11 protein-coding genes are annotated in these 12,325 nt (G+C 70.3%); 5 read left to right on the top strand and 6 right to left on the bottom strand.

Annotated features, from left to right (window positions below; all coding sequences use genetic code 11):
- Nucleotides 1-37 precede the first annotated feature (37 nt).
- The 5 genes from OG900_00915 to OG900_00895 are packed head-to-tail and all read right to left on the bottom strand — an operon-like array spanning nucleotide 38 to nucleotide 5,730.
- Entirely contained in the window at nucleotides 38-1,042 is a 1,005-nt protein-coding gene (locus OG900_00915; protein WUH88828.1) for a Gfo/Idh/MocA family oxidoreductase, read from the bottom strand.
- Nucleotides 1,039-2,475: an NDP-hexose 2,3-dehydratase family protein gene (locus OG900_00910; protein ID WUH88827.1), complete on the bottom strand. Its 1,437-nt coding sequence runs from the start codon at nucleotides 2,473-2,475 to the stop codon at nucleotides 1,039-1,041. Before OG900_00910 ends, OG900_00915 begins: the two co-directional genes overlap by 4 nt.
- A gap of 56 nt (nucleotides 2,476-2,531) precedes the next feature.
- Nucleotides 2,532-3,842: a lipopolysaccharide biosynthesis protein RfbH gene (gene rfbH, locus OG900_00905; protein ID WUH88826.1), complete on the bottom strand. Its 1,311-nt coding sequence runs from the start codon at nucleotides 3,840-3,842 to the stop codon at nucleotides 2,532-2,534.
- A 20-nt stretch (nucleotides 3,843-3,862) separates the two neighbouring features.
- Entirely contained in the window at nucleotides 3,863-4,462 is a 600-nt protein-coding gene (locus OG900_00900) for a dTDP-4-dehydrorhamnose 3,5-epimerase family protein (GenBank protein ID WUH88825.1), read from the bottom strand.
- 5 nt (nucleotides 4,463-4,467) lie between these two features.
- A complete protein-coding gene (locus tag OG900_00895; protein ID WUH88824.1) occupies nucleotides 4,468-5,730 on the bottom strand; it encodes a DUF1205 domain-containing protein in 1,263 nt (420 codons plus the stop codon).
- 610 nt (nucleotides 5,731-6,340) lie between these two features.
- Here OG900_00895 and OG900_00890 point away from each other — a divergent pair.
- Together OG900_00890 and OG900_00885 are read left to right on the top strand one after the other, a co-directional pair.
- The gene (locus OG900_00890) at nucleotides 6,341-7,003 is read left to right on the top strand and encodes a hypothetical protein (GenBank protein WUH88823.1); all 663 of its coding nucleotides are present in this window, start codon (nucleotides 6,341-6,343) and stop codon (nucleotides 7,001-7,003) included.
- 38 nt (nucleotides 7,004-7,041) lie between these two features.
- Nucleotides 7,042-7,314 carry a transcriptional regulator gene (locus OG900_00885; GenBank protein ID WUH88822.1) on the top strand — a complete coding sequence of 91 codons (273 nt, stop codon included), beginning with the start codon at nucleotides 7,042-7,044 and terminating at the stop codon, nucleotides 7,312-7,314.
- 22 nt (nucleotides 7,315-7,336) lie between these two features.
- Here the strand turns inward: OG900_00885 and OG900_00880 are convergent, their stop codons facing one another.
- The gene (locus OG900_00880; protein ID WUH88821.1) at nucleotides 7,337-8,485 is read right to left on the bottom strand and encodes a histidine kinase; all 1,149 of its coding nucleotides are present in this window, start codon (nucleotides 8,483-8,485) and stop codon (nucleotides 7,337-7,339) included.
- A gap of 802 nt (nucleotides 8,486-9,287) precedes the next feature.
- On the opposite strand from OG900_00880, the gene OG900_00875 reads away from it, so the two are divergent.
- From OG900_00875 to OG900_00865, 3 genes are all read left to right on the top strand, one after another.
- Complete coding sequence (locus OG900_00875; GenBank protein ID WUH88820.1) at nucleotides 9,288-9,770, top strand: MarR family transcriptional regulator; 483 nt, start codon at nucleotides 9,288-9,290, stop codon at nucleotides 9,768-9,770.
- 391 nt (nucleotides 9,771-10,161) lie between these two features.
- Nucleotides 10,162-10,479 (top strand): hypothetical protein, encoded by a 318-nt coding sequence (locus tag OG900_00870; protein ID WUH88819.1) that lies wholly within the window; start codon nucleotides 10,162-10,164, stop codon nucleotides 10,477-10,479.
- 123 nt (nucleotides 10,480-10,602) lie between these two features.
- Nucleotides 10,603-12,264, top strand: a complete 1,662-nt coding sequence (locus OG900_00865) for an NAD(P)/FAD-dependent oxidoreductase (GenBank protein ID WUH88818.1) — start codon at nucleotides 10,603-10,605, stop codon at nucleotides 12,262-12,264.
- The last annotated feature ends 61 nt before the right edge of the window (nucleotides 12,265-12,325 follow it).

The following is a 12,325-nucleotide window of genomic DNA, read 5'->3' as shown; positions in this document are numbered from 1 at the left end:
GTCCCGGCTGGCCTCCAGCCGGGTCCGCAACCCCACGTCAGGTCGAGGCCAGTGCCTGGACGTCCCGCCGCGCCCCGCCCGCTGCGTCGCGTACCCCCTGGAGCAGCCGCGCCTGCCCGAGGCAGTCGGGGTCGTCGTGGGCCCCGGCCCGCACCGCCCGCGCGAACGCCGCCACGGTGTTGCCCACCTGGTCGTCGGGGGCGAGCCGGATCTCCTCCACCCCGGACCCGCGCGCCACCCGCAGCACCGGTACGTGGTCCGCGGGAGGGGTGAAGGCCCGGTCCACGCTGATCCGGCCCGCGCTGCCGCGTATCTCGTATGCCGACGTGTAGGCGTGTTCGAGACCGAAGGTGAGCTGCGCGGTCACCCCGGACGCGGTCGCCAGCAGGGCGGCGCCGGAGGTCTCCACCTGGCGGCCGGCAGGCGCCGACAGCACCGCGCCTGCCACCCGCAGGTCGGCCCCGAGCAGATGGAGTGCTGCCCGGACCGGGTAGACGCCCACGTCCCACAGGGCCCCGCCGCCCAGCTCGGGCCGGTAGCGGATGTTGTCGTCGGGCAGCGCGGGGACGGCGAAGGAGGCGTGCAGGGACCGCGGTTCGCCGATGGCGCCCGCCGCCAGCAGCCGCCGCACCTCGGCATGCTGCGCGTGGTGGACGAACATCACGTTCTCCATCAGCACAAGGCCGGACGCGGCGGCCTGGTCGAGCAGCTGCGCGGTCCGGGCCGCGTCCGTGGTGAGCGGCTTCTCCGCCAGCACGTGCTTGCCCGCCCGCAGCGCCGCCGCCACCCACTGGGCGTGCAGGGCCGCAGGCAGCGGCACGTACACCGCGTCGACGTCGTCGCGGTCGAGCAGCCCGGCATAGCCGGACACGGCCGCGCAGCCGTACACCCGGGCCTGCTCCGCCGCCCTGGCCGGGTCCCGGCTGGCGATCGCCGCCAGCTCCACACCCGGGCGGGCGGCGATCGCCGGCAGCATCCGGCGCAGCGCGATGTCGGCGCAGCCCAGCACCCCGATCCGCACCGCCGCGCGCCGTCCGCTCACCGGGTGCCCGCAAGCATCCCGTTCAGGCACGCCAGCAGGCTGCGGGCCTGCACGTTGACGTAGTTGCTGTGGCACACCAGCGACGTCAGCTGGCCCACGGTCACCCAGCAGAAGCCGGGCGGCGGATCGAGCGGGACCTCGTCCTCGTCGGGTTCCAGCACCATGTAGCGGCTCTCGGCGTTCAGGAAGCGGCCCCCCTCCTCGGAGTGCACCGCCTCGAACCGCACGATCGACGGGTCGGCGGAGAGCACCAGGTCGAGGAAGGCCGGGCGGTCCTCGGGCGGCAGGTTGTCGTGGTTGCCCGGCACGCACTGCACGGTGGGCCCCAGCTCCAGCGCGTCCAGGAACCCGGCCTCCGCCCTGGCCCGCATCAGGACGTGCAGCACCCCGTCGATCCGCCGGGTGAGGAAGGCGGTGATGCCCAGCCCCCGCGGCTCGATCAGCGGCTGGGTCCACCGGCTCACCTCCCGGCTGCCGGCCTGCACCGCCACCGCGACCACCCGGAAGAACCGGGAGTCGGGCCGGTCGATCGCGTGCGTGCCCTTGCTCCAGCCGGGCAGTCCGGCCATCGGCACCCGCTCGGCCCGCACGCTCTGCCGCGCCCGCTCCGCCGTGAACCACGACAGCAGCTCGACGTCGGAGTAGAGCGCCCCGGCGTTGCGGGACCTGGCCAGCGCCGCCACGAAGGGGTCGCGCGCCCGCTCCGGGTCGACGGCCCCGATCGGGGCGCAGGCCAGCACGGTCCTGGAGTCCATGTTGACGACGTTGTCCAGGTGCAGCAGCTCGCCGATCTGCCCGAGGGTCAGCCAGCAGAAGTCGCCGTGCGGCTCGATGTCGTCGTCGACCTCGACGATCATGTTGCGGTTGCTCTTGCGGTGGAACCACGCGCCGTGCTCCGACTGCAGCACGTCGGCCAGGACCCGGCCCCGGCCCGGCTGGAGGAAATACTCCAGGTACCGCACCGCCGCGCCCTCGTGCACCCGGGTGTAGTTGCTCCGGGTGGCCTGCACCGTCGGCGACAGCTGCAGCAGGTTGGGGTTGCCCGGCTCCATCTTGGCCTGCATGAGGCAGTGCAGGACCCCGTCGATCTCCTTCACCAGGATCCCGAGTATGCCCACCTCGGCCTGCTTGATGATCGGCTGGTACCACTCCCGGTGCGGCCCGGCCTCGGTGGTGACGTGCAGCCCCTCGACGGTGAAGAAGCGGCCGCTGTCGTGCACCAGGTTCCCGGTCTCCGGGTGGAAGGACCAGCGGTCCAGCTCGCCGAAGGGGATCCGGTCCACGCGGAAGCTGTGCGCCTGCCGGTGCCGGTCCAGCCAGCCAGGGAAATCCTCGGTGCTCATCACCGCGCCGCGCGTGGTGGTGAGCGAAACGGCCAGCCTGCCGGGTAACTCGAGGTCGGCGCGGGGGCGCAGCAGGGCGTTCTGGGACATGGGAGGACTCCCTAACCGGATGTGGGTCGTGGACAAGCGGCATCACGGGACCGCGGTCATCCACGGCCGGCCACGAACTCCTGGACCGTGGCGATCACGTAGTCGAGCATCTCCTCGGTGAGCCCGGGGTAGACGCCGACCCAGAAGCTGTGGTCGGTGATGATGTCGCTGTTGGTGAGGTCCCCGGCCACCCGGTGCGGCTGGTCGTGGTAAGCCGGGTGCCTGGTCAGGTTCCCGGCGAAGAGCAGCCGGGTGCCGATCCTGCGCTCTTCGAGGTGGGCCACCAGCTCGCCCCGGGTGAAGCGCGCCTTCGGGTCGACGGTGATGACGAACCCGAACCAGCTGGGGTCGGTGTTCGGCGTCGCGTCGGGCAGGATCAGACCCGGAGTGCCGTCAAGACCCGTGCGCAGCCGCCGCCAGTTGCGCCGCCGCACATCGCAGAACTCGTCGAGCCTGGCGAGCTGGGTCAGCCCCAGCGCCGCCTGCAGGTCGGTCGCCTTCAGGTTGTAGCCCACGTGGGAGAAGATGTACTTGTGGTCGTAGCCCTCGGGCAGCGTCCCCATCTGGTAAGAGAACCGCTTGAGGCACTTGTTGTTCTCTCCCGGCTCGCACCAGCAGTCCCGTCCCCAGTCGCGCATCGACTCCACGATCCGGGCCAGCGCCAGGTTCGAGGTGAGGACGCAGCCGCCCTCGCCCATGGTGAGGTGGTGCGCGGGATAGAAGCTCACCGTGCTCAGGTCCCCGAAGGTGCCGGTCAGCCGCCCGTCGCACAGCGAGCCGACCGCGTCGCAGTTGTCCTCCACGAAGAACAGCTCGTGGTCGTCGGCGAGTCGGGCGATCTCCCCGGCGGGGTAGGGGTTGCCCAGCGTGTGGGCCAGCATGATCGCCCTGGTACGCGGCCCGATCGCCGCGGCGACCCGCTCGGCCGTGGTGTTGTAGGTCCCCAGCTCCACGTCCACGAAGACCGGCACGAGACCGTTCTGCAGGATCGGGTTGACGGTGGTGGGGAAGCCGGCGGCCACCGTGATGACCTCGTCGCCCGGCCGCAGCCGCTGGTCCTCCAGCACCGGGGAGGTCAGGGCGGACAGCGCGAGCAGGTTGGCCGAGGACCCGGAGTTGGTGAGGTGCGCCTTGCGCCGCTTCAGCTTGTGGGCGAACCGCGACTCGAACCGGCGGGAGCTGGGCCCGGCGGCTATCCGCATGTCCAGCGCCGCCTCGACCAGTGCCACGCGGTCGTCCTCGTCCAGCACCGCCCCGGACGGCCAGATCTCCGTGACCCCGGGGACGAAGGCCGAGTCCTGCTGGACCTCCCTGTGGTATTTCCTGACCATCTCCACCAGTTGCTGTCGTGACTGCTCTGCCTGCATGCCCTGCCCGCCTTCCATCGTCAGTGCCTGCCCTCGGTGCTCTCCAGCACGGCGCCCGGCCAGTGCGCGAGCACCCCTGCGGCGAGCGCCTCACGCATGCTCTGCGCCTGCGCGTCCTTCTTCGACACCAGCGGCGGCTCGGTGAAACCCCACGGGAGCGCCAGGTCGGCGTCGAGCGGGTTGATGTCGATCTGGGTGCCCGGCACATACCGCGTGGAGACCACGTAACAGATGCAGGCGTCCTCGGTGAGCGTCAGGAATCCGTGCCCGACACCCTCCGGCACGTACACGCAGCGCCCCGACCCGGCGTCCAGCAGGGACACGTGGTGCTCGCCGAAGGTGGGCGACCCCACCCGCAGGTCGACGACGACGTCGCGGAGCGCGCCGCGCACGCAGGTGACGTATTTCGCCTGCCCCGGCGGCACCGCCACTCCGTGGATGCCGCGCAGGGTGTTCCGCCGGGAGGCCGAGTAGTTGATCTGCTCGGGCCGGAAGGGCAGCCCGGTGACCTCCTCGACCTGGTCGCAGCGGAGGGCCTCGAAGAACACGCCCCGCTCGTCGGGGATCTGCTTCGGGGTGAACACGAACGCACCCGGCACCCGGGTCTCGACCACGTCCATGCCCGTCAGCCCCGGGTGCGGTGCTGCGCGGCCATCCGCTCCAGGATCGGTACGATCTCGCCGGGGCTCGGGGCGGCGGTGATGTCCGCGTACACCGCGTCGGCCCCCTGCTGGAATTTCGGCTCGGTCAGCAGCCGGGTCAGCTCGCCGCCCATCTGGGCCGCCGTCAGACCGTCGCTGTGAAGGGCCACACCCGCGCTCCTGGACTCCAGGTAGCGGGTGCTGGACAGTGCGCTGCCCAGCTCCTCCACGATGATCATCTGCGGTACGCGGTGCACGGCCGCCGAGAAGAAGGTGCCGAAGCCGCCGTGGTGGATGATCGCCGAGCAGGTCGGCATCACCTGGGTGAGCGGCAGGTAGTCCACGATCCGTACGTTGTCGGGGATCTTCTGGTCCTCGCCCAGCTGGTTGGCGTTGACGGTGGCCACCACCTCGACGTCCATGCCGGCGACCGCCTCGAGCGCGGCCGCGACCCGCTGGTCCGGGCCGGTGAAGATCCCGCGCCCGCTGACGCCCAGCGAGAGGCACACCCGGGGCCGCGCCGGCGGCTTGGCCAGCCACTCCGGCACCTGGGACCCGCCGGCGTAGGGCACCCAGCGCATCGGCACCCGGCGCAGCCCTTCGGGCAGCGGCAGTTGCGAGGGCAGCGGGTCCACGGTGAAGTCGCCCATCAGCAGGTCCGCGGAGTACTCGTAGCCGAACCGGCTGTATATCGGGGCCAGCGTCTCGGCGAGCGGGTCGGGCTGCGAGCCGCGCTGGGCTGCGCGGTCTGCGAGCCTCCCGTGGATCCAGGGGAAGTAGTCGGGACCCCACAGCAGCCGGGCGGACGCGGCCCCGGACTCACGGGCCGCGACCGACCCCGGGGCGCAGGCCGGGTCCCAGATCACCAGGTCCGGCTGCCAGTCCCGGGCGAACTGGACCAGGTTGTCGGCGAACGGCGCCCGTCCCTCGGCGTCCGGGTAGTACTGCGCGCAGGCCAGCACCGTGAAGTAGCGGATGGCCTCCCAGAGCCGGGCGTCGTCGGAGCCGGGCTCGAAGCCGAGCGCTTCGCTGAACCGGTCCAGCCCCTCCTTGGGGATGTCCGGCATCGCCGACGCCGGGCCGCCGCCGAGCGGGACGGCGGTGAGGCCGGCGGCGCTGATCTGCTCGGCCAGTGGTGTGCTGCTGGCAAGCCGCACCTCGTGCCCGGCACTCTGCAGCGCCCAGGCCAGCGGAACGCAGGGGTACAGATGGGCGGTCAGCGGCGCGAACGCAATGAGAACCCGCATGGCAGTCCCTTTTCGTCGTCCGTGATGTCAACAGATCGGTAAAGGCCGGCCCGCCGCCATGACATGCGTGGGCATGACATGCAGCCATCGGTGCCGGCGCGTGCGAGGACATGAAAAAAGCGGCGCGGTGCGCCGCAGGGAAATCCCGGCACGTCAACACGCTGACCAGGGGTCCAGTCGAACGATGCGGGGAGAACGGCGGATCCGGGTCAAGGCACGAATCAGCCGTTGCCCCGTATCGTGACACGCCCCTGAAAGAGCGTCAACCCCGTTGATTCACTTTCGGCACGCCCGTCGCTGGCGCCCCTCCAGGTGGCCCGGACGCCACCGCGGACCGCCGGACGAGCCGATCCACAGCGCGACCGGGCCCCGCCGGCGGCCCGCCACCGACCGGGCCCGCCGCCCTGACCTGCCGTTCGACAGCGGACCCTGCGGTACGCACCCGGTCCATGTGATTCCTTCACATACCTCCGGCCCCCCTCGTCACATCGAACCGGTGACCCTGGCACTGTCGCGGTCCGGGCCGCCGTCGGCATGCTGAACAGGCAGCCGGCGAGTGCGCCGAGCTGCGAAGACGCCGGAGACGGCCGACCGACGTGGGGTGATCGGCGTGCACAAGGTCCAGCGGGGCTGGGCTCACCGCGAGGGGGCGGCGCGGCCGCTTCCGGAGGCGCGGTACTGTTCCGGACACGACGCGCTCGGCGAGCACCGGCCGCAGCGGCTGGCCGCCGGGCACCGGCTGTGCCCGGTGTGCGGCGAACGCGTCGGGACGACGCTACGGGCGCTGCCGCGGCTCTACGCCGCGTGCGAGGACGCGCTGGGTCCGGCCCTGGGCGGTTTCCGGCAGCGGGTCAGCGGCAGCCGGTCGATGGGGATGGCCCTCAACGAGCGGGCCATGGACGCCCGCAGCGACATGGTCACCGTCCTCGCCTCCTGGTCCGACATGGTCGTCGGCGAGCGCAGGGCCTCCGCGCCGCGCGGGCGGACCGTCCGGGACCTGGCCACCTTCGTCGCCGCCCACCTGGGCTGGCTGCTAGCCCACCCGGCCGCCGACGACTTCGTCAGCGAGATCGTCACCGTCGAGAAGGCGGCACGCCAGGCCGTCGACGCCGGACCGGCGCCGCGGGAGCTGGGGCGCTGTCCGGAGCCCGAGTGCACCAGCCCGGTGCGGTCCAGCGCACAGCCCGGCGAGGTCTTCGCCGTCAGCTGCGGCGCCGGCCACGTCCTGTCCCCGCAGCAGTGGCTGCGGTTCGGCCGGCGGGCCGACGCGTGACCGGGGTCCCCGCGGTGCCTCCGCGTACCGTCCCCTCGGTGCCGCCGCGTACCGTACCCACCCAACTCGCCGCCCTGGCCCTGGGGGTCACCGAGGCCACCGTGCGCAAATGGGCCAGCCGCGGGAAGCTCACCCGCCACGGCAGGCCCGGACGGGCCGAGTACGACCTGGAGGAGCTGCTGGCGCTGGCCGAGGCCCGCTCGGCCGCGGGCCGGGGCAAGGGTCCCGCCGGCGGCGGGACCGATGACGCCGCGCCGTCCGCAGAGACCGCCCCGCCCGCCGCGCAGGCGCCCCGGACGGGCCGCCGCTAGGCCCGCGGGGTCCGGCCCCGCCTCACCGCCGCCCCTGCCGGCCGACGGTCGACCCGGTTCCGTTCCGCCCCGCGGCCGCCAGGAAAGGGCCCTTCCCGGCGCCGTCCAGCAGGACCGTCACCACGAGATGGAAGCGTCCGTCCTCGGTGATCGACGTCGACACAGAGCCGCCCACCGACGACACCCTGCGCTCGATGCTCTCGAGCCCCATCCCGGCACGCGCCGGGACCGCGGCCCCCGCAGGCTGCCGCAAGCCGTCGTTGACCATCTCCAGGCGGACCGCGCGGCCGTCCCGGACAGCGGATATCTCGCAGCCGCGGACGTCGCCGTGCCGCAGCATGTTCGTCACCCCCTCGCGCAGCGCGGTGGCCAGGATGGTGTCCTGGACCCGGGGGAGAGCGCCGACCTCGATGGAGACCGCCGTCTCGATGCCGGCGGCGGCCAGCAGCGCCTGCGCGGATGCGGCCTCGGCCACCAGCGACATGTCCCGGTAGCCCTGGGCCACCGTGCGGATGTCGGACAGCGCCTGCCGTGAAATCTCCAGGACCGAACGGATCTCGGTGAGCGCACGCTCCGGGTTGGAGTCGATCAGACGCCGGGTCAGCTCGCCTTTGAGGACGATCGCGGAAAGGCTGTAGCCGAGCAGGTCGTGCAGATCGGAAGCGATTCTCAGCCGCTCCTTCATCACGGCCATCCGCGCCATTTCCTCGCGCGCCGCATGGACCTCGGCGACCATGTTCGACAGTCGGCTCATGCCGTAGACGACCAGCCCGGTGAGAAACGCGCAGCCCATGTACCCGAGCGTCATTTCCCAGGGCACCCGGGCGTGCAGGGAGCTGAGCAGGACCAGCGCCGTCGGGACGACGGACAGGACCCACGCGCACCGGCCGCTGAACAGCAGCAGACAGGACCCGGCCAGGAATCCCGCGCCCCCGCCCCACCTCTGGTTGAAAAGGACCAGCGGCAGGAAGACGCACAGCCCCTGGGCCCCCAGCGACCAGGTCCTGCGCTTGCGCGTCCACATGGCGGCGTTCGAGGACGAATGCAGATACTGCATGGCGACGACGCCGCCGACGAAAAAGGCCTCGACGGTGAAGTCGAGGCCGGAGGGCCGGCCCGAGTAGATGGCGATGAGGCCGATGCACAGGTAGCAGCCCAGCACCATCGACATGATCGAGCGGGCCGTGTGGGGGAGCGAGGTTCCCGGCGGCCCACTCCTGCTGGGCGCAGTGTCACTGTCACGGTCGGCTGCGAAGACCACCACAAACCTCCGGGGAGCGAGTGAGGACGGGCTCGGATGAAAACGGCTCGTAGCCGATGACAGTTCTCGACCGGGTTCTCGCTGTTCTTCGGACAGGTCCGGCCCCGGCAGCGCCGCGAACACACAGAGCCCCGGCCCCGGTCGCCAGGTGGGACACAGGCTGCGGCACGGACGGCGGAACGGACGGCAGCACACGGGTGGCGCACGAGCGGGCAGCACCGCGTCGCCCCGGCCCCTCGGTGGCGCGGCGGGCCGGGCCACGGGCGATCGGCTCGCCCGCTGTCGCGACCTTCCGGGACGTCGGTCCGTAGAGGTTCGATTGTCCGCAGTATGCGTGAGCCGCCGGTCGAGCGGTAGTCGCGATCTCATACGGCTCCGGTTCCGAGGCCCCGCCCGGTGACCGCCCGCCACGTGCCGTGGCGCGTGACGAGGCAGGTCAGGACGCCGGGCATCTCCTCGCACCGAGCCGGTGCGATGAGACCACGAACACCTCCTGGATTGCGCTGACGCCTGGCGCGTCCGGCGCCGCGGGACGGGCTGCCGCGCCGGACGCGCGGCCGGTCCCCGCACCCCCGGGGACGTGCCTGGTTTTGGCAGGGCTGAAGTGAGAAGAACCCTGTCATCACGACAGACGTTGACGAAGCCCTTGGGTCTGCTAAACATTGTCTCCTCCTAGGCGCTCCTGGGCGCCGAGCCTGAACAGGGAGCAGCCATGACCACTGGCCCGATCCTCGATCCGCGGGTCCTCGGCAGGGCCGAGACGGCCCACCGGGCGCTGCTGGACGCTGTCCTGGGGGAGGCCGGCGCCTCGCACCAGCAGTGGATCGCACTCAACATCAGCACCTTGAGCCCGAACGAGCTGGACCGGGACCGGCTGGTAGCCCGGTTGGCCATCGCCACGAAGGTGGACCGGCACCTCGCCGGCGCGGTGGTGGGCGAGTTACTCGCGGCCGGGCTGCTGGCGATCGTGCCCGGCGGGGGATGTCCGGTCCGTGCCACCGCTGAGGGGCTGGATTTCCAGCGCCGGGTCCGGGGCGTGTTCGACGAGGCCATCACCCGGCTCTACCTGGGCATTCCCTCGGAGGACCTGACGGTCACCAGCCGCACCCTGGCCGAGATGACAGCACGGATCGACGCCGAGCTGCTGGAGCGTCCGCCGGCCCGGCGCGCCGGGTGGCCCGCCGCCCCGATGTGAGGCCGGCGCCTGCCCGACCGGCGCTGTGAAAGCCGGGATTGACGTGGGCTCAGGGCGCGTGTCACGATAACGACCGACGGCAGATTTGTGTCCCGATCCGAATCTGTCCCTCCAGGTGAATCGTCCCGGCTGGATCCCCGGCCGGTGTGACGACCTGCCAGGACATCCCGGCGGCGCACTCTGCGTCGCTTTTTTCATGCTCTGAATCACGCGATATTGACGGGGTTCGCCCGCTTATGTCACGCTACTTCCGGCGGTCGAGCTGTGCCCGGAACAGGACCGGGCAGCCTCCCGCGGATCCCCTCAAAGCACCACCCAGCCCGTGCAGCCCGGCTCGTCATCGAGTCCGGGGCGCGGGCTTTCCTGCTCCTGCTGCCGAAAGGAAGCCGCTGTGAGTTCGATCGCCGGAACCTGGGACGTGATCGTGAAATCCCCGGTGGGGGACCTGAAGGTCGTCTACACCTTCACCGACACCGCGGGCCTCATCGCCGGCACCGCCGCCAGCGATGCCGAGACGGTGTCGCTGGCGAATGTGGTCAGCAAGGAGACCCCGGAGGGCCGCCAGGTGACCTGGCGCCAGTCGGTGACCAAGCCCGCGAAGCTGAACCTCGAATTCGACGTCACCTTCGCCGGTGACACCCTGTCCGGCTATTCCAAGGTCAGCCGGCTGCTGCCGAAGATCAGCGTCACGGGATCGCGTCGGGCCTGACCGGCCGGTGATCCGCCCGGCCATCCACCCGCATTTCCCGTGGTGGCCGACGGTGTTGTTCGGGTTGGTACGTGAGTACGTGTCGCTGACTGGTATTCGGTTCTCTGTGAGGGGAGTTGTGTGATGGTGGGTGTTGGTGGGGTGCGGGTGTGTGATGTGTTTGTGTTGGGTTCGGGGTTGGCGGGGTCGACGGTTGCGACGGTGTTGGCGTCGCAGGGTGTGAGTGTGGTGTTGGTGGATGCGGGGTCGCATCCGCGGATGGCGATCGGTGAGTCGCAGACGCCGCAGTTGGCGGAGTGGTTGCATATTCTGGCGGAGCGGTATGGGGTGCCGGAGTTGGCGTCGTTGGCGAAGGTGGGGGTGACGAATCGTGTGGTGGGGCCTTCGCATGGGGTGAAGGTGCATTTTGGTTTTCAGCGGCATGTGGTGGGTGTGGAGCCGGATCCGGCGGAGTCGACGCAGTTCGCGATTCCGCGGGTGTTGGCGCAGAATTCGCATATGTTCCGGCAGGACACGGATTCGTGGATGTTCCATACGGCGGTGCGGTATGGGGTGGAGGTTCGTCAGCAGTGGCGGGCTGAGGATCTGGAGTTCGATGCGGATGGTGTGACGGTGACGGGGGCGAATGGTGAGGTGTTCCGGGCGAGGTATCTGATCGATGCTTCGGGGTTCCGTTCGTTGTTGGCGGAGAAGTTTGATCTGCGGGAGAAGCCGGCGCGGTTCAAGCATCATTCGCGGTCGTTGTTCAATCATTACATCGGGATCAAGCCGTACGATGATGTGGTGGATGTTCCGCGGGAGCATCGTCCGCCGATCAAGTGGCACAAGGGGACGATGCATCACATGATCGACCGGGGGTGGTTGTGGATCATCCCGTTCAACAACTACAAGAAGTCGAAGAATCCGTTGGTGAGTGTGGGTCTGCAGTTGGACGAGCGGGTGTATCCGAAGCCGGAGGGTGTGACGCCGCAGGAGGAGTTCGATTCGTTCCTGGAGAAGTATCCGGCGATCAAGCGGCAGTTCGAGGGTGCGCGGCCGGTGCGTGAGTGGGTGTCGACGGGGCGGTTGCAGTATTCGTCGCGGAAGTCGGTGGGTTACCGGTGGTGTTTGATGTCGCATGCGGCGGGGTTCATCGACCCGTTGTTCTCGCGTGGGCTGTCGAACACGATGGAGGTCGTGGACGCTCTGGCGTCGCGGGTGTTGCAGGCGTTGAAGGACGATGACTTCTCCGAGGAGCGGTTCGAGTATGTGGAGAAGCTCGAGGCGGGTCTGCTGGACTTCAACGACGATCTGGTGAACAGTGCGTTGATCTCGTTCTCGCACTTCCGGTTGTGGAATGCGGTGTTCCGGGTGTGGGGGTGTTTCATCACTCCGGGTGTGATGCGGTTGACCGGTGCGCGGCTGCGGTATGTGGTGGACGGGGACAACAAGCATTTCCAGGCGTTGGAGAAGACGGAGAATCCGGGGTTGTGGTGGCCGGAGAGTACGACGTTCCAGCGTATTCTCGAGGTGACGGCGGAGACGTGTGAGAAGTACGAGGTCGGTGAGCTGACCGGTGACGAGGCTGCGGACATCATCTTGAAGGTGGTGCAGGACAGCCCGGAGGTGAATCCGACGTTCGGGTGGAAGGATCCGGCGACGCGGTTCGTCGCGCCGAACACGCTGCATGTGGCGCGGTTCGTGCGGTGGGGGTTGTTCTCGGCGGGTCCGGATATGCGGAAGCTGACCCGTTTCGTGGTGTCCGGCGGGGTCAAGGCCGGTCCGCGTGCGCGGAAGCTGCTCTAGTGGTGTCCGGGGCGGGGCCGGGCGCTTCCGCGGCCGGCGCTCCCGCGTCCGCTCCCGCGTC

Source organism: Streptomyces sp. NBC_00433, from assembly GCA_036015235.1.
Lineage (GTDB): Bacteria > Actinomycetota > Actinomycetes > Streptomycetales > Streptomycetaceae > Actinacidiphila.
The sequence above is the reverse complement of the archived record's forward strand: the minus strand, read 5'-3'. Positions and strand labels throughout refer to the sequence as shown.